This is a genomic window from Bradyrhizobium iriomotense (genome assembly GCF_030160715.1).
GTDB lineage: Bacteria > Pseudomonadota > Alphaproteobacteria > Rhizobiales > Xanthobacteraceae > Bradyrhizobium > Bradyrhizobium iriomotense.
In genome coordinates this window covers 146,272-163,506 of record NZ_BSOW01000013.1, presented here as the reverse complement: position 1 = coordinate 163,506, position 17,235 = coordinate 146,272, and the positions used below count along the sequence as shown (strand labels likewise).

Genomic DNA, 17,235 nt, shown 5'->3' with positions numbered 1-17,235 from the left:
TCGCCACCAGGGAAACGGAGTGCAGCGTGCCGTTGGCTAGCTGCGGGCTTTCAAAACTCGTTAGCGATCTTCGAGAGCATCGCGATCAGGGCTTCGCGGTTGGCTCCGCCCAGGAGCTCATTCAGTCGCGCCTCGTGCTTGGTGGCGACGAGCTTCTTGGCGCGGGACAGCACGGCCTTGCCCTTGTCGGTCAGGACCAGAATGTGCGAGCGGCGATCGTTGGTGGAGCGGATCCGCGCGCAAAGGTCGCGGCTCTCGAGGTTATCCAGCATGGCCACGAAATTCGGGCGCAGGATGCCGAGCGTGGAGGCGACCTCGGTCTGATTGCGGCCGGGATTCTTCTCGACCAGCAGCAGCACGGAAAACTGCGCCGGCGTGAGCTGGAGCGAAGCCATGCAGTGCAGGAAATTCTCGAACACCTTGAGCTGGGCACGTTTGAGCACGTAGCCGAGCTGCTCGGAGAGTTCGCCAAGCTGAAGGGCCTCGCCGGCATCATCGGGCGCGTCCTTGCGCGCCCGGGCCGCCTCCGCGCCCTTTGCGGTTGCTTCCGCCGACTTCTCCGCCGCCTTGGAAACGGTCATCGCCTGTTGCTCGCAATCCCGCTAGATTTATGCCCGGTGTTCCCCGGCCCTTGAAGTTATATTCGATAATTGTTATGGACCATATCAAATATCGCCACCAAATTTCAATGGCTGTGAGGGACGATCCACCACGAAAGCGGGATCGGCCCCGATCTTAAGGGGGAGCGTCCGGTCTTGAATACCACCATCCTGCTGTTCCTGATCCAGGACGGCATCACCAACGGCGCGATCTACGCGCTGCTCGGACTGGCGCTGGTGCTGGTGTTCGCCGTCACCCGCGTCATCCTGATTCCGCAAGGCGAATTCGTCACCTATGGCGCGCTGACCTATGCCTCGCTCGCCTCCGGCCAGATGCCGGGCACGGCCAAGCTCGCGCTCGCGATGGGCATCGTCGCCTTCGTGTTCGACCTGTTCGCAGGCCGCAAAGCGCTGCACGGGCGGCTGATCCTCCGCACCTTCCTCGCCAATATCGTGCTGCCGGGAATCGTGCTGGCGGTGACCCTTTACTTCGCCGGCCAGAAGCCGCCGGTCGCGATCTCAATGGCGCTGTCGCTCGTGATCGTCGCGCTGATCGGCGTGTCGCTCTATCGCATCGTGTTCCAGCCCTTAGCGCACACCTCGGTGCTGGTGCTGCTGATCGCCTCCGTCGGCGTCCATCTTGCGCTGCAGGGCCTCGGCCTCCTGTTCTTCGGCGCCGAAGGCCAGCGCGGGCCGGCGGTGCTGTCGACGGCCTTCACGCTCGGCGCGCTGCGCTTCACTGGCCAGAGCATCACGGTCTACGGCATCACCATCGCCTTCATCGTCGGCCTCTGGCTGTTCTTCGGCTTCACGCGCTACGGCAAGGCGCTGCGCGCGACCGCCGTCAACCGGCTGGGGGCGCGGCTCGCCGGCATCCGGACCTCGCTGTCGGGGCAGATCGCCTTCCTGCTGGCGTCCGTGATCGGCGCGCTGTCGGGCATCCTCATCGTCCCGATTACCACCCTCTACTACGACAGCGGCTTCCTGATCGGCCTGAAGGGCTTCGTCGCAGCGATCATCGGCGGCCTCGTCAGCTATCCCCTGACGGCCATCGCCGCGCTCTTTGTCGGCATCGTCGAGGCGTTCTCGTCCTTCTATGCCAGCAATTACAAGGAGGTCATCGTCTTCATGCTCCTGATCCCGGTGCTGCTGCTGCGCTCGCTCGCAGCTCCCGCGGTCGAGGAAGAGAAGGATTGAGTGCGATGACCGATCGGCTTCCCATTCTCGTCTTCGCGCTTCTGATGGCGGCGATCCCGTTCATTCCCGGCATGCCGCCGTTCTGGATCGTGCTGCTGGACAATATCGGCCTCGCCGCGCTGGTCGCGATGGGCCTCGTGCTGCTGACCGGCGTCGGCGGCCTCACCTCGTTCGGACAGGCCGCCTTCGTCGGCTTCGGCGCCTACACCACCGCGGTGCTGTCGACGACCTACGGCCTGTCGCCCTGGCTGACCCTGCCGCTCTCGCTGCTGGTCAGCGGCCTGCTCGCGGTGCTGCTCGGGCTGGTCACGGTGCGCCTGTCGGGCCACTATCTGCCGCTCGGCACGCTCGCCTGGGGGCTCGGGCTGTTCTATCTCTTCAGCAAGCTCGAATTTCTGGGACGTAACGACGGCATCTCCGCCATCCCGCCGCTGTCGATCGGCACGTTCAAGATGCTCTCACCCGGCTCGATCTATTACGCGATCTGGGTTGCGGTGATCGTCTCGGCGCTGCTCACCATGAACCTGCTGGACTCCCGCACCGGCCGCGCCATCCGCGCGCTCAGGCGCGGACACGTCGCCGCCGAAGCCTTTGGCGTGCAGACGCCGCGTGCAAAGCTGCTGGTGTTCATCCATGCCGCAGTGCTCGCCGGTCTCTCCGGCTGGCTCTATGCGCACCTCCAGCGCGCGGTGAACCCGACGCCGTTCGGCGCGCAGGCCGGCATCGAATATCTCTTCATCGCGGTGGTCGGCGGCGCCGGCTATGTCTGGGGCGGCGTGCTCGGCGCGGCGATCGTCGTGGTTCTGAAGGAGGTGCTGCAAAGCTATCTGCCGCTCATCCTGCCGGGCTCCGGACAGGTCGAGACCATCGTGTTCGGCATCATGCTGGTGGCGCTCCTGCAGCTTGCGCCCGGCGGCGTCTGGCCGTGGCTGATGTCGTTCCTGCCCGAGAGGTCCGGCGGCAGGAAGCCGGACACCTCGCTGACCCTGCCGGCGCGCGTCCGCGCTCCGGCCGAGGCAAGCGTGCTGCTCCAGGTCGAGAAGGCGCGAAAGCAGTTCGGCGGCGTGATCGCGGTGAACAACGTCTCCTTCGACGTCCAGGCCCGCGAGATCGTCGCGCTGATCGGCCCGAACGGCGCCGGAAAGAGCACGACGTTCAACCTGATCACCGGCGTGCTGTCGGCCACGTCAGGCTCGATCTCGGTGCTCGGCAAGAAGGTCGACAAGGCGCCGCCGCAGGAGATCGTCAAGCTCGGCATTTCCCGCACCTTCCAGCACGTCAAGCTGGTGCCCGACATGACAGTGCTGGAGAACGTCGCAATCGGCGCGCATCTGCGCGGCCATTCCGGCCCGATTGCCTCGATGCTGCGGCTCGACCGCGCCGACGAGGCGCGGCTGCTGGCGGAAGCCGCGCGCCAGATCGAGCGCGTCGGCCTCGGCGAGCAAATGCATCAGCTTGCCGGCTCGCTCTCGCTGGGACAGCAGCGCATCGTCGAGATCGCACGCGCGCTGTGCGTCGATCCGATGCTGCTGCTGCTCGACGAGCCGGCGGCCGGCCTGCGCCACATGGAGAAGCAGCAGCTCGCAAAGCTGCTCCGCGAGCTCCGCGACGGCGGCATGAGCGTGCTGCTGGTCGAGCACGACATGGGCTTCGTGATGAACCTGGCCGACCGCATCGTGGTGCTCGATTTCGGTACCAAGATCGCCGAAGGCACGCCCGCCACGATCAAGACCAATCCCGAAGTGATCAAGGCCTATCTCGGAGTGGCGGCATGAGCGCGCTGTTGTCAGTCACCGACGCGCATGTCGCCTACGGCAAGGTCGAGGCCGTTCGCTCGGTCTCGCTCGAGGTCGGCCAAAACGAGATCGTGACCATCGTCGGCGCCAACGGCGCCGGCAAGACCACGCTGCTCTCGGCCATCATGGGCATTTTGCCGCTGAAGGGCCGCGTCGCCTTTGCCGGGCAGGACCTCGCACGGCTCGACATCGAGGATCGCGTTGCGATTGGGCTGGGGCTCGTGCCGGAGCACCGCGAATTGTTCGTGACCATGAATGTCGAGGACAATCTCGAGCTCGGGGCCTTCCGCATCGAGAAGAGCAGGGCGAAGAGCTCGATCGAGCGCGTCTACACGTTGTTCCCGCGGCTGAAGGAGCGGCGCAAGCAGCTCGCCGGCACGCTGTCCGGCGGCGAGCAGCAGATGCTCGCGATGGGCCGTGCGCTGATGGGGGAGCCAAAGCTGCTGATGCTGGACGAGCCGAGCCTGGGCTTGGCGCCGATCATCGTCGCCGACATCTTCCGCATCGTCACTGAGCTGCGCGCCAGCGGCGTCTCGGTGCTGCTGGTCGAGCAGAACGCACAGGCCGCGCTGAAGATCGCCGATCATGCCTATGTGATGGAGCTCGGCGAGTTCGTGCTGAGCGGCAAGGCCAGCGACATCGCCGCCAACGAACGCGTCGCCGCCAGTTATCTCGGCTTCCAGCACGAAGGCGCGAGCGTGCTGTAGCGCTTAGACGCCTCCTTAAGCTCAACTGTCATCGTCCGCCTTGTGCGCAATTGCGCACTGGGGCGGACGATCCAGTATTCCAGAGACGCTGTGCTTGAACCGAGACGCCGCGGCGTACTGGATGCCCCGCCTTCGCGGGGCGTGACATCGGAGAATGCAGGGAGAGGGCGGAGACTAGGACCTAACTAGTCGCCCTCTCCCCCTTCAACGCCGCGACCTCCGCTTCCAGCTCCGCAATCCTGGCGTCGCGCGCGGCCAGCGCTGCCGCCACATCCGCCGCATCGAATTTCTGCGGGATATGCTGCGGGCAGTTCGTGTCCCAGGCGGCGATCTTGAACACGATGACCTGCTCGGGGCGCGCCTTGTAGCCTCTTGGCATCAGCGACTGCGTCAACGCCGAATCATCCTCCACCACGCGCGCCTCGCCCCAGATCTTCACCCTGCGACGATGGGCGTAGTTCATCACGAAGATATAGGCTTTTGGATTTTCTGAGAGGTTTCCTTGCGTGAGATACTGCCGGTTGCCGGCATAGTCGGCGAAGGCGAGCGTCTGCTTGTCCAGCACCTTCAAGAAACCTTTCGGGCCGCCGCGGTGCTGGATGTATGGCTGGCCGTCGGCTGAGGCCGTGGCGAGATAGAAGCTGCTGGCATCGGCCAGGAACGCCGCGAGATTTTCGTCGACCTCGGTGCGCCAGCCGCGCTGCTCAGCGTGCGCATAGGCCTCGCGCGAGCCTTTTCGCGTCTGGATCGATTTCACTGCCGGGGTGAAGGCGACGTCGCTGGCGTAGGCGTGGGCGGACGGCATCGGACCATCTCCAAAAGCTGGCGCGTTCTCGCGTCTGTCACGGCCCAAAATGGCCTCCTTCCTATCCAAAACAATCGGCCGGCTTGACACTTCATCATTGCGATATATGCAATAATCCCCATGGACCGGCTTGAGGCCATGCACGTCTTCGTCACCGTCGCCGAGCTGCGCGGCTTTGCGCCGGCGGCGCGCAAGCTGCGGCTGTCGCCATCGGCGGTGACCCGGATGATCGCCTCGCTGGAGGAGCATCTCGGCGCGCGGCTGTTGCAGCGGACCACGCGCTCCGTGACGCTCACCGACGTCGGCACGCGCTATCTGGAGCGCGCGCGGCGGATCCTCGCCGATGTCGAGGAGGCGGACGGCTCGGCGCGCGCGGAACGCAACCGGCCGAGCGGGCGGCTCGTGGTCTCCGCGCCGGTCGGCTTCGGCCGGCTGCATGTCGGCCCCGTGATGTCGGCGTACCTGAAGCGCTATCCGGACGTCACCGGCGAATTACGGCTGTCCGACCATATGATCAACCTCGTCGAGGATGCGGTCGACGTCGCGGTGCGGATCGGACATCTCGCCGATTCCTCGCTGGTGGCGCGGCAGGTCGGCGAGATGCGGCGGATCGTGGTGGCTTCGCCTGATTACCTCAAGCGCCATGGCGAGCCGAGGACGCCGGAGATGTTGCTTCAGCACCGGACCATCCAGTTCGGTCCCGCGACCAGTTGGCGTTTTCTGCGCGACGGCCGCGATATCGAGGTCACGCCGAACCCGCGCTTCATCAGCAACAGCGCCGATGCGGTGCTGCAACATGCCGAGCAGGGCGGCGGGGTGACACGGGTGCTGGCCTATCAGGCCGCCGACGGCCTGAAGCGCGGGCGCCTCAAGATCGTGCTGGCGAAATTCGAGCAGCCGGCCTTGCCGATCCACATCGTCTATCCGACCTCGCGGCTGCTTTCGGCCAAGGTGCGCGCGTTCATCGATCTCGTGGTGGAGACGACGAACTGGCGGTTCGGGTAGTCGCCGCTACTGCTTCTTCGGCACGACGCGGAACGTGCCGTTGGCCCGCGCGATCACGACGTCGTCGGCCTTGATCAGCGACTGCGCAAAGCAGATCGTGCTGCCGGTCTTGATCACCTCGCTCTCGACCGCACACCACTGGCCGATCTCGGCCGCGCCGACGTAATCGACGGCGAGCGAGATCGTCACGAATGACGTCGTCCAGCCCGTGGCCTGCGCGCAGCTATAGCCCATCGCGGCATCGGCAAGCGCTGCAATGAGACCGCCATGAATGAGCCCGCGCGCGTTGGTATGCGGCTTTGCCAGCCGCAATCCGACGATCACGGCCTTGTCGGTGCGCTTTGAATAGAGCGGCTCCCAGGGATCGGTGAGCGGGCTCTTGCGGAAATGCGGCTCGAAGCCGTCCGGGATGGCGGTCGTCATCATGCGCGTCTCGCGTCGTTGGTTAAAGCCATTGAACGCGATGGTCGTGACGGACGCATCACCTACAAAGTTTTAAACGGAATTTGTGCAGGCGTTTGAAATGGGCGCGGCTGTTGCTGCACGATGACTGTCATCACACGCGGCGGCGGGTGATCCAGTATTCCAGAGACCGCGCGTGGATACGGAGAGGCCGCGGCGTACTGGATGCCCCGCTTTCGCGGGGCATGACGCCGTGTTTAAAACGGCAGCCCCACGTAATTCTCCGACAGTGACGTCATCGCGGCCTGCGACTGCGTGACGTAGTCGAGCTCGGCGAGCTGGATGCGGGCGCCGATGGTGCCGGTGTCGGGGAATTTGTGCAGCATCGAGGTCATCCACCAGGAGAAGCGCACGGCCTTCCAGACCCGCGCCAGCGCCTTGGTGGAATAGCCATCGATCCCCGCGCTCGTCTTCTCGTCGTAATATTCGCGGAGCGCGGTTGCGAGGTAGTGCGCATCGCTTGCTGCGAGGTTCAGCCCCTTGGCACCGGTCGGCGGCACGATGTGGGCGGCATCGCCGCACAGGAACATGCGGCCAAAGCGCATCGGCTCGGCGACGAAGCTGCGCAACGGCGCGATGCTCTTCTCAATCGATGGGCCAGTGACGAGGCTGTCGGCCGCCTCCTGATCGATCCGGCGCTTCAACTCGTCCCAGAAACGATCGTCCGGCCACTGGTCGACGTGATCGTCGAGCGAGCACTGAACATAATGCCGGCTGCGCTTGGCCGAGCGCATGGTGCAGAGCGCAAAGCCGCGGGCGTGGTTGGAATAGATCAGCTCATGACTGACCGGCGGCGTATCCGACAGGATGCCGAGCCAGCCGAACGGATAGACCCGCTCGAACTCCTCGATCGCCGAGGGCTTGACGCTGGCGCGGCTAACGCCATGGAAGCCGTCGCAGCCGGCGATGAAGTCGCAGAAGATTTCGTGGGTGACGCCGTCCTTGACGTAGGTTACGCGCGGGTGACTGCCGTCGAAATCGTGCGGCTGCACATCCTTGGCTTCATAGACCGAGGCGAGGCCCGCCGCCTTCCGTGCATTCATCAAATCGAGCGTCACCTCGGTCTGGCCATAGATCATGACCGTCTTGCCGGTCGCAGCCTTCATGTCGATGCGGTGACGGCGACCCGAAAAGGCAAGCTCGATGCCCTCATGCAAGAGGCCCTCGGCATGCGCGCGCGCTCCCGCGCCGACCTCGTCGAGCAGCGCCACGGTTCCTTCTTCGAGAAGACCAGCGCGGATGCGCCCGAGCACGTAGTCCGGGCTCTGCCGCTCGAGAATGACGTTGTCGATGCCGTAGCTGTTGAGCAACTGCCCAAGCAGCAATCCCGCCGGCCCAGCACCGATGATTGCGACTTTTGTCCGCAATACTTGCTCCTTCCGATCCTGTAGGGTGCGGCGCGAGCTTGCTTGTCGCAGTCATCCGCGCGCGATAATTATAACATGTAACGTTTGAGTAAAGGGGAGTGCCATTCGCCGCAGCGCGGCAAATCCGGGCAACGCTTTCCGCGCGACGAATGCAGTCGCGTTGCCACTTCCGGCTTGAACAAGCGCTCCGATTATATAACATGTTAACTAACGAGACCGGGCCGAAGAAGCCTGCGGTCAAGAACAGGGAGAGACGAGCGATGAGGAAAGCCTGTCTGGCGTTGCTGCTGGCAGCAAGCGTGACGCCTGCCTTCGCGCAGGACAAGAATTTCGACCTGAAGATCTCGCACTGGGTGCCGGCCTCGCATCCGCTCCAGAAGTCGCTGGAGGACTGGGCGGCCGCGGTGGAGAAGGATTCCGGCGGCACCATCAAGAGCAAGGTGTTCCCGGCGCAGCAGCTCGGCAAGGCGTTCGACCATTACGACATGGCACGCGACGGCATCGCCGACGTCACCTACGTCAATCCCGGCTATCAGCCCGGCCGCTTCCCGATCATCGGCGCCGGCGAATTGCCGTTCCTCGTCTCGGACGCCAAGGGCGGCTCGATGGGGCTCGATGCCTGGTATCGCAAATATGCCGAGAAGGAGATGAAGGACGTCAAATACTGCCTCGCCTTCGTCCACTCGCCCTCCTCCTTCCACTCCCGCACCAAGAAGATCGTCGTCCCCGAGGATGTGAAGGGCCTGAAAATCCGCCCGGCGCACGCCACGATGGCGAATTTCGTCACCTCGCTCGGCGGCACCAATGTGCAGTCCTCGGCGCCGGAAGTGCGCGACATCATCGAGCGCGGCGTCGCCGACGGCGTCACCTTCCCCTGGGGCTCGCTGCTGCTGTTCGGCATCGACAAGGTGACGAAGTACGACATGGAGGCGCCGCTCTATGTCACGACCTTCGTCTTCGTCATCAACAAGGACAAGTACAACGCGATGTCCGACAAGCAGAAGGCGGCCATCGACAAGAATTGCACGACCGAGATGGCGGGCGTGGTCGGCGAGCACTGGGGCAAGTTCGAGGACGCGGGCATCGAAAAGATCAAGGCGGAGGAAGGTCACGAGGTCTACAAGCTGAACCCGGAGCAGACCGCGTCCTGGAAGAAGGCGGCGGAGCCGCTGGTCAAGACCTGGGGCGAGGGCGTGAAGAAGACCGGCACCGATCCGGACGCAGCGCTCGCCGAGCTGAAGGCCTCGCTGAAGAAGTACAACGCGCTGGCGGAGTAGCCATCGCGGCAGACTCTCATTCCCCCTCTCCCCGTTCTTACGGGGCCGCGACGAGCTTCGCTCGCGCTGAGAGGGTTGGGGTGAGGGGCTGCTTCCGCAAAGATGGTGACGGATGAGCTCGCGGAGAATCCCCCTCACCCGGAATCCGCGCTCACGCGCGAATTCCGACCTCTCCCCGCAAGCGGGGCGAGGTGGAGTGCGTGGCAAGACCGGAATCAAACCAATGACAGCTCACCACGGGACACCCCTATGAAGCGCGCCTGGATGGATCGCTTTATCGACACGATCGAATGGATCGCGGCCGGCTTCGTCGGTCTCGTCGCACTCGACATCTTCGTTTCGGTCCTGCTCCGCAACACGCTGAACTATTCGATCCCCGATTCCTTCGACATCGGCCGCATGCTGCTCGGCATCCTGATCTTCTGGGGCATCGCCGCGACTTCCTATCGGGGCACGCACATCACGGTCGACCTGGTCTGGGCCAACGTGAAGCCACGCTATCAGCGCTGGATCGACGTGTTCGCAACCTTGGTGCTGCTGTTCGTCGTCACCGTGCAGACCTGGACGCTGTTCGACAAGGTGCGCGGCACCTACAATGACAATGTGCAGACCTTTGACCTGCACATGCCGACCTGGCCGTTCTTCGCGGTCGCCTGGATCGGCGACGTCTCCGCGGTGCTGCTGATCGCGATCCGAACCTACCGGCTGATCTTCCACCCTGAAGAAATGCACGATCCCAAGCTGAAGGCGACGGAGTGATCATGAGCACCGATGCCGTCGCCGTACTCGGTTTCGTTTCCCTGTTCGCGCTGATGCTGCTGCGCGTGCCCGTCGGCATGGCCATGGGCCTCGTCGGCGTCTCCGGCTTCTCCTATCTCGTCGGCGGAACGCCGGCACTAAAGCTTGTCGGCCAGACCTCGATGCGAACGGTCACCGACTACACCTTTGGCGTCATCCCGATGTTCTTGCTGATGGGCTCCTTCGTCAGCAATTCCGGCATGAGCCGCGAGCTGTTCCGCGCCGCCAACGGTTTTGTCGGCCATTTGCGCGGCGGTCTCGGGATCGCGACCGTCGGCGCCTGCGGCGGCTTCGCCGCGATCTGCGGCTCCTCGGTGGCGACCGCCGCAACCTTCTCCGCCGTCGCCTATCCCGAGATGCGCCGCTTCGGCTATCCGCAGTCCTTTGCCACCGGCGTGATCGCGGCCGGCGGCACGCTGGGCGCGATGCTGCCGCCCTCCACCGTGCTGGCGGTCTACGGCATCATCACCGAGCAGGACATCGGCAAGCTCTTCATCGCCGGCATCATCCCGGGCCTGCTTGCGATGAGCATGTACATGATCACCATCGGACTGATCGGATACTTCCGTCCCGACTTTTTGCCGAAGGGCAAGAAGCTGCCGTGGAACGAGCGCTTCGCGGGCCTGAAGGATATCTGGGCACCGGTCCTGCTGTTCCTGTTCGTGATCGGCGGCCTCTACGGCCTGCCGTTCCTGCCGCGCTTCACGCCGACCGAAGCCGGCGGCGTCGGCGCCACCGGCGCCTTCATCATCGGCGTGCTCACCGGGCGGCTCGACCGCGAGAAGATTTTGGCCTCGCTCCTGCAAGCGACGCGCACCGCTGCCGCGGTCTTCACTGTGCTGATCGGCGCGCTGATCTTCGGCTATTTCCTGACGGTGACGCAGACCCCGCAGAAGGTGACGGAATTCCTCACCGGCCTCGGCCTCGGCTCTTACGGCGTGCTGGCGCTGATCATGGTGATGTATCTCGTGCTCGGCTGCCTGATGGACGCCATGGCGATGATCATCCTGACCGTGCCGATCATCTTCCCCGTGATCACGCATCTCGGTTTTGATCCAATCTGGTTCGGCGTCATCATCGTGATGACGGTCGAGCTCGGCCTGATTCACCCGCCGGTCGGCATGAACGTCTTCGTCATCAAGAGCGTGGTGAAGGACGTATCCTTCTCCACCATCTTCAAGGGCGTCATCCCGTTCGTGGCGACCGACCTCGTGCGTCTCGTGATCCTGATCGCCTTCCCGCTGCTGGCGACGTGGCTGCCGACGCGGATGATGGCGCATTAGAGGTGGAGTGATGACCACACCCAAGCTCGAGACGAAGTACGTCTTCACCATCACCGCGCGTATCGGTGACGTCATCACCGCCGGCGAGACCGGCACCGGTGTCCGCCGCATCATCCCGATCGTCGGCGGCGAGGTGCAGGGCGCGATCAACGGCAAGGTCTTGCCGTTCGGCGCCGACTTCCAGACCATCCGCCCGAGCGAGCTGATCGACCTGGAGGCCAAATACGCCTTCGAGACCGACGACGGCGCCACCGTCTATGTCGAGAACAAGGGCATCCGCTTCGGCCCGGTGGACCTACTGCAAAAGCTCAAGCGCGGCGAGCCCGTCGATCCCGCGCTGATCTACTTCCGCACCGTGCCGAGATTCGAAACCGGGCACGAGAAGTACCGTTGGCTGATGCAACACATTTTCGTCGCTTCCGCCGCACGGCATGCGGACCGCGTGGTGATTGATGTGCATCAGGTGATGTGAGGCGGGCGGGTCGTAAGCATTCCGCTGGCTCGGCACACCCTGCTCGTCGTCCCGGCGAAGGCCGGGACCCACACCGCGAAATCTATCGATTGCGGGAGATTGGTGTACCGAACGACGAGTCTTCGCCAAACTCTTCCCTGGGGATATGGGTCCCGGCCTTCGCCGGGACGACGCCGAATTTGGAGCACTCATCGCCTGCCTGACCGGTGCCCGGAATTCCCTGGTCCCGTATTGACTCCCTTGAAATTCGTTATACAACATAACTATTCTGAAAAGGACGCAAATGACACAGGGAAACGCCGATACCGCAGCCGCGGGACCTGATGCGCTGCTCAAGATCGAGAGGGCGGACAAGGTCTTGACCGTGGGCCTGAACCGGCCCGCCAAGCGCAATGCGCTCAATGACGGCATCATTCACGAGATCGGCAACTGCTTTGCGACGCTGCCGGACGACATCGGCGCGGTCGTCATCCATGGCATCGGCGACCATTTCTCCTCCGGCCTCGACCTCTCCGAGCTGACCGACCACGACGCGACCGGCGGCCTCCTGCACTCCCAGATGTGGCACCGGGTGTTCGACCGCATCCAGTACAGTCGCGTGCCCGTGATCGCGGCGCTGAAGGGCGCCGTGATTGGCGGCGGGCTGGAGCTGGCCTGCGCCGCGCATATCCGTGTCGCCGAGCCCTCGACCTATTTCGCCCTCCCGGAGGGCCAACGCGGCATCTTCGTCGGCGGCGGCGGCTCGGTGCGGCTACCGCGACTGATCGGCGTGGCGCGAATGATGGACATGATGCTGACCGGCCGCGTCTATCCCGCGACCGAAGGCGCTTCCTACGGCTTTGCGCAATATCTGACCGAAGAAGGCGGCTCGCTGACGAAGGCGCTGGAGCTCGCCGCGCGGATCGCCTCCAACGCGCCGCTGACCAATTTCGCCGTGCTCCAGGCGCTGCCGATGATCGCCGAGGCCAATCCGCAGGCTGGCCTGTTGATGGAATCGCTGATGGCAACGGTCGCCCAGAGCGACAAGGAAGCCAAGCGGCGGATTCGCGAGTTCCTCGAGCACAAGACCGCCAAGGTGAAGCCCAAATCATGAGCGTAATGTCATGAGCGCGCAGCCGTCCTCGTCCACCACTGAGCGCGGCGCGAGCAGCTCCCCGCTGCGGCCGATCTCATTCGGCGATCCCTCCGTCAACATCGAGCGGCGCGATGACGGCACGATTTACCTGCGGCCGAAGCAGCCGCTCGGCGACTATCCGGTGCGCATCACCGATCGCCTGCATCACTGGGCCAAGACGACGCCGGACCGCGTCTTCATGGCCGAGCGCGAAGGCGGCCGCGGCTGGCGCAAGATCACCTATGCCGAGCTGCTCACCGCGAGCCGGCACATCGCCTCCGGCCTGATCCAGCGTGGCCTGTCGACGGAGAAGCCTGTCGTCATCCTCTCCGGCAATTCGATCGACCATGCGCTGCTCGCCTTCGGCGCGTATTATGCCGGCGTCCCGTTCTGCCCGGTCTCGCCGGCCTATTCGCTGGTCTCCAAGGACTACGGCAAGCTCTCTTATCTGATGAAGCTGCTGACGCCCGGCCTCGTCTTTGCCGAGGATGCCGACAAGTTCGCGGACGCGCTTGCGACCAACGTCTCGCTCGGCACCGAGATCGCCGCGTCCTACGGCACGGTGCCGGGGCGCGACGTCACGCTGCTCGCCGACCTCATGGCGACGCCGATCCACCCAGCGCTCGACGAGCTACACGGGAGAATCGGCCCCGACACGATCGCCAAATTCCTGCTGACGTCGGGCTCGACCGGAAATCCCAAGGCGGTCATCAATACCCAGCGCATGATCTGCGCCAATCAGGTGATGCTGCGCGAGACGCTGGCGTTCCTGAAGGACGAGCCACCGGTCATCATCGACTGGCTGCCCTGGAATCACACCTTTGGCGGCAACCACAACATCGGCCTGACGCTCTACAACGGTGGCTCGATGTATCTCGATGCCGGCAAGCCGGTGCCCGGCGGCATCGAGGAGACCGTGCGCAATCTCCAGGAGATTTCGCCGACGGTCTATTTCAACGTGCCGAAGGGTTATGAATCGCTGCTGCCCTATCTGCGCGATGACCAGGGCCTGCGCGCAAAGTTCTTCGACCGCCTGCATGCAATGTTCTTCTCCGGCGCGGCGCTGTCGCCCTTCGTCTGGAACAGCCTCGACGAGCTCGCGGTGAAGGAGAAGGGTTATCGCGTCCCGATGCTGACGGGCCTCGGCGCCACCGAGACCGCGCCGTTCTTCATGTCGGTCAATCCGCGCACCAGCCGCTCCGGCCATGTCGGCCTGCCCGTCTCCGGCAATGACGCCAAGCTCGTGCCGAACAACGGCAAGCTGGAAGTCCGCTGCAAGGGCCCGAATGTCATGCCCGGCTACTGGCGCCAGCCCGACATCACGGCAAAATCCTTCGACGAGGAAGGCTTCTACAAGCTCGGCGATGCACTCAAGCCCGCCGATCCTGATGACTTCAATGCCGGCTTCGACTTCGACGGCCGCGTCAGCGAGGATTTCAAGCTCGCAAGCGGCACCTGGGTCAGCGTCGGCCCGCTGCGCGCGCGCCTCACGGCGGCCTGCGCGCCGCTGGTGCGCGACGTCGTCATCGCTGGCATCAATCGCGACGAGATTTCCGCGCTCGTGGTGCTCGACCTCGATGGCTGCCGCCTGATCAATCCGACGCTGCCGGCTGACGATCTCGTCGTCACCGCGCGCGATCGCCTGGTCCGTGAGGCGTTCCGCGAGCGCCTCATCCAGTTCCTCGGCTCGGCCACCGGTTCCTCGACCCGGATCACCCGCGCGATCCTGCTGGACACGCCGCTCTCGATCGACAAGGGCGAGGTCACCGACAAGGGTTCGATCAACCAGCGCGCCGTGCTGGAACATCGCATCGCGCTGATCGACGAGCTCTATGCTGCAAATTCGTCGGACCGTGTAATATCGGTCGCCTAGAAACAATCCGCCAAAGGAGAACGCCATGTTGTTAAGGGATCAGGCAGCCATCGTCACCGGCGGTGCATCGGGACTGGGCGCGGCCACCGCGCGAAAGCTTGCGGCGCAGGGCGCCAAGGTCGCAGTCTGCGACCTCAATACCAAGCTCGCCGAAACCGTCGCGGCCGAGATCAAGGGCGTGGCCGTGACCTGCGACGTCTCCGACGCCGCCTCGGCTGAAGCAGCGATCGCGGCAGCCGCCAAGGCCCACGGCCCGGCCCGCGTGCTCGTCAACTGCGCCGGCATCGGCGTTGCCAAGCGCGTGGTCGGCCGCGATGGTCCGATGGCGCTCGCCGATTTCGACAAGGTGATCAAGGTCAACCTGATCGGCACCTTCAACATGCTGCGTCTTGCCGCCACCGAGATGTCCAAGCTCGAGCCGCAGGCGAGTGGCGAGCGCGGTGTTATCATCAACACCGCGTCCGTTGCAGCCTATGACGGCCAGATCGGCCAGTCCGCCTATTCGGCATCCAAGGGCGGCATCGTCGGCATGACGCTGCCGATCGCGCGCGAGCTCGCGCAATTCGGCGTCCGCGTGCTGACCATCGCGCCCGGCCTGTTCCTCACCCCGCTGCTCGCAAACCTGCCGCAGGAAGCCCAGGATTCGCTTGCCGCGGCGATCCCCTTCCCGCGCCGGCTCGGCAACGCCGACGAGTTCGCGGCGCTCGCGCTGCACATGGTCGAGAATGCCTATCTCAACGGCGAGGTGGTGCGGCTCGACGGCTCGCTGCGCATGGCGCCGAAGTAAGGCACAACGACAGCAAGGCCAGCGCATGTTCGTTCATCGGCGCGACGTCCAGATCCAGTGGGGTGACTGCGACCCCGCCAACATCGTCTATTACCCGCGCTATTTCTCGATGTTCGACGATTCGACCTCGGTGCTGTTCGAGAAGGCCGGCTTCTCGAAACAGGACCTGGTCCACAAATACGGCCTGGTCGGCATTCCCATGGTCGACACGCGGGCGAAGTTCTACATCCCCTCGACCCATGGCGACTGGATCACCATCGAGACCAGAATCGAGAGCATCAAGCGCTCGAGCTTCGAGGTGAAGCACGACGTCTACAAGGGCGAGGCCTTGGCGATCGAGGCCTTCGAGACCCGCGTTCTCGTCCGCCGCGACCCGGCCAATCCCGACAAGCTGAAATCCGCGCCGTTTCCGTCGGAGATGGTCGCCAAGTTCACCGGGAGCTAAATCGCCGCACCGCCCAAAGACGGGGCTGAATTCGATCACAAAGTCTGCTTTCAAAGACACACCTAAAGGGAGGAATAGATGAAACGCTTTTACCTGAGCGCCGCGATAACAGCGGCAACACTGGCCCTGCCGGCGCTGCCCGCGATGGCCCAGACCAGCGAAATCACCATCGGCATCACAACCACCACGACCGGTCCGGGCGCGGCGCTCGGCATTCCCGAGCGCAACGCGCTGGAGTTCGTGCCGAAGGAAATCGCCGGCGTGCCGCTGAAGGTGATCGTGCTCGACGACGGCGGCGACCCGACCACCGCGACCACCAACGCGCGCCGCTTCGTCACGGAATCCAAGGCCGACATCATCATGGGCTCGGCGCTGACGCCGCCGACGATCGCGGTTTCCAACGTCGCGAACGAAGCCGGCATTCCGCATTTCGGCCTCGCCCCCTTCCCGATCACGCCTGAGCGCATGAAGTGGTCGGTGGCGATGCCGCAGCCGATCCCGATCGTGGGCAAGGTGCTCTACGACCACATGAAGTCCAAGGGCGTGAAGACCATCGGCTATATCGGCTATTCGGATTCGTACGGCGACCTCTGGTTCAATGATTTGAAGGCGCAGACCGGGCCGATGGGCATGACCATCGCCGACGAGGAGCGCTTCGCGCGTCCCGATACGTCGGTGACCGGACAGGTGCTGAAGCTCGTCGCCGCCAATCCCGACGCGATCCTGGTCGGCGCGTCCGGCACCGCAGCCGCGCTGCCGCAGACCGAGCTGCGCGAGCGCGGCTATCAGGGCCTGATCTATCAGACCCATGGCGCGGCGAGCATGGACTTCATCCGCATCGCCGGCAAAGCGGCGGAAGGCGTGCTGATGGCCTCAGGGCCCGTGATGGATCCGGAGGACCAGCCGGACGAGGCGCAGACCAAGAAGCCGGGCCTTGCGCTCAACACCGCCTATGAAGCCAAGTACGGCCCGAACAGCCGCAGCCAGTTCGCCGGCCACTCCTACGATGCCTTCGAGCTTCTCAAGCGCATCGTTCCGACGGCGCTGAAGACCGCCAAGCCCGGCACGCCGGAATTCCGCGAAGCGATCCGCCAGGCCCTGCTGTCGGAGAAGGAATTGGCGGCGAGCCAGGGCGTCTACAACTTCACCGAAAAGGACCGCTACGGCCTCGACGAGCGCTCACGCATCCTGCTCACGGTGACGAACGGCAAGTACAAGCTGGTGAAGTAAGCGCGCCGATCATTCCAA

The 17,235-nt window shown here is 64.4% G+C and carries 17 protein-coding genes; 13 read left to right on the top strand and 4 right to left on the bottom strand.

Going from position 1 to position 17,235, the window contains the following annotated elements:
• Window positions 1-50: 50 nt before the first annotated feature.
• Window positions 51-581 carry a MarR family winged helix-turn-helix transcriptional regulator gene (locus tag QQL28_RS19905; RefSeq protein ID WP_284267968.1) on the bottom strand — a complete coding sequence of 177 codons (531 nt, stop codon included), beginning with the start codon at window positions 579-581 and terminating at the stop codon, window positions 51-53.
• Window positions 582-755: 174 nt separating this feature from the next.
• On the opposite strand from QQL28_RS19905, the gene QQL28_RS19900 reads away from it, so the two are divergent.
• Genes QQL28_RS19900 through QQL28_RS19890 form a run of 3 tightly spaced genes read left to right on the top strand, consistent with a single transcriptional unit; the run spans window position 756 to window position 4,299 of the window.
• Window positions 756-1,796 carry a branched-chain amino acid ABC transporter permease gene (locus tag QQL28_RS19900; protein ID WP_284267967.1) on the top strand — a complete coding sequence of 347 codons (1,041 nt, stop codon included), beginning with the start codon at window positions 756-758 and terminating at the stop codon, window positions 1,794-1,796.
• Window positions 1,797-1,801: 5 nt separating this feature from the next.
• The gene (locus QQL28_RS19895; RefSeq protein ID WP_284267966.1) at window positions 1,802-3,571 is read left to right on the top strand and encodes a branched-chain amino acid ABC transporter ATP-binding protein/permease; all 1,770 of its coding nucleotides are present in this window, start codon (window positions 1,802-1,804) and stop codon (window positions 3,569-3,571) included.
• On the top strand, window positions 3,568-4,299 hold the full coding sequence (locus QQL28_RS19890; RefSeq protein ID WP_284267965.1) for an ABC transporter ATP-binding protein: 732 nt from the start codon (window positions 3,568-3,570) through the stop codon (window positions 4,297-4,299). Before QQL28_RS19895 ends, QQL28_RS19890 begins: the two co-directional genes overlap by 4 nt.
• A 181-nt stretch (window positions 4,300-4,480) precedes the next feature.
• Here the strand turns inward: QQL28_RS19890 and QQL28_RS19885 are convergent, their stop codons facing one another.
• Window positions 4,481-5,104 carry a pyridoxamine 5'-phosphate oxidase family protein gene (locus QQL28_RS19885; RefSeq protein WP_284267964.1) on the bottom strand — a complete coding sequence of 208 codons (624 nt, stop codon included), beginning with the start codon at window positions 5,102-5,104 and terminating at the stop codon, window positions 4,481-4,483.
• 120 nt (window positions 5,105-5,224) lie between these two features.
• Here QQL28_RS19885 and QQL28_RS19880 point away from each other — a divergent pair, with 120 nt between their 5' ends.
• Window positions 5,225-6,109: a LysR family transcriptional regulator gene (locus QQL28_RS19880; RefSeq protein ID WP_284267963.1), complete on the top strand. Its 885-nt coding sequence runs from the start codon at window positions 5,225-5,227 to the stop codon at window positions 6,107-6,109.
• A gap of 6 nt (window positions 6,110-6,115) precedes the next feature.
• Here the strand turns inward: QQL28_RS19880 and QQL28_RS19875 are convergent, their stop codons facing one another.
• Together QQL28_RS19875 and pobA are read right to left on the bottom strand one after the other, a co-directional pair.
• A complete protein-coding gene (locus QQL28_RS19875) occupies window positions 6,116-6,535 on the bottom strand; it encodes a PaaI family thioesterase (RefSeq protein WP_284267962.1) in 420 nt (139 codons plus the stop codon).
• A 233-nt stretch (window positions 6,536-6,768) separates the two neighbouring features.
• Window positions 6,769-7,938, bottom strand: a complete 1,170-nt coding sequence (gene pobA / locus QQL28_RS19870; RefSeq protein WP_284267961.1) for a 4-hydroxybenzoate 3-monooxygenase — start codon at window positions 7,936-7,938, stop codon at window positions 6,769-6,771.
• A gap of 260 nt (window positions 7,939-8,198) precedes the next feature.
• Here pobA and QQL28_RS19865 point away from each other — a divergent pair, with 260 nt between their 5' ends.
• From QQL28_RS19865 to QQL28_RS19825, 9 genes are all read left to right on the top strand, one after another.
• Window positions 8,199-9,215 carry a TRAP transporter substrate-binding protein gene (locus QQL28_RS19865; RefSeq protein WP_284267960.1) on the top strand — a complete coding sequence of 339 codons (1,017 nt, stop codon included), beginning with the start codon at window positions 8,199-8,201 and terminating at the stop codon, window positions 9,213-9,215.
• Between the two features lie 249 nt (window positions 9,216-9,464).
• On the top strand, window positions 9,465-9,974 hold the full coding sequence (locus tag QQL28_RS19860; RefSeq protein WP_284267959.1) for a TRAP transporter small permease: 510 nt from the start codon (window positions 9,465-9,467) through the stop codon (window positions 9,972-9,974).
• Between the two features lie 2 nt (window positions 9,975-9,976).
• Window positions 9,977-11,296 carry a TRAP transporter large permease gene (locus tag QQL28_RS19855; protein ID WP_284267958.1) on the top strand — a complete coding sequence of 440 codons (1,320 nt, stop codon included), beginning with the start codon at window positions 9,977-9,979 and terminating at the stop codon, window positions 11,294-11,296.
• A gap of 10 nt (window positions 11,297-11,306) precedes the next feature.
• Complete coding sequence (locus tag QQL28_RS19850; RefSeq protein ID WP_284267957.1) at window positions 11,307-11,768, top strand: DUF3237 domain-containing protein; 462 nt, start codon at window positions 11,307-11,309, stop codon at window positions 11,766-11,768.
• 283 nt (window positions 11,769-12,051) lie between these two features.
• Window positions 12,052-12,861, top strand: coding sequence for a crotonase/enoyl-CoA hydratase family protein (locus tag QQL28_RS19845; protein WP_284267956.1), 810 nt, complete (start codon window positions 12,052-12,054; stop codon window positions 12,859-12,861).
• A 10-nt stretch (window positions 12,862-12,871) separates the two neighbouring features.
• Entirely contained in the window at window positions 12,872-14,755 is a 1,884-nt protein-coding gene (locus QQL28_RS19840) for a feruloyl-CoA synthase (protein WP_284267955.1), read from the top strand.
• A gap of 25 nt (window positions 14,756-14,780) precedes the next feature.
• A complete protein-coding gene (locus QQL28_RS19835; RefSeq protein ID WP_284267954.1) occupies window positions 14,781-15,542 on the top strand; it encodes an SDR family NAD(P)-dependent oxidoreductase in 762 nt (253 codons plus the stop codon).
• Window positions 15,543-15,567: 25 nt separating this feature from the next.
• The gene (locus QQL28_RS19830) at window positions 15,568-15,987 is read left to right on the top strand and encodes an acyl-CoA thioesterase (protein ID WP_284267953.1); all 420 of its coding nucleotides are present in this window, start codon (window positions 15,568-15,570) and stop codon (window positions 15,985-15,987) included.
• Between the two features lie 78 nt (window positions 15,988-16,065).
• Window positions 16,066-17,217, top strand: coding sequence for an ABC transporter substrate-binding protein (locus QQL28_RS19825; RefSeq protein ID WP_284267951.1), 1,152 nt, complete (start codon window positions 16,066-16,068; stop codon window positions 17,215-17,217).
• Window positions 17,218-17,235: the final 18 nt, after the last annotated feature.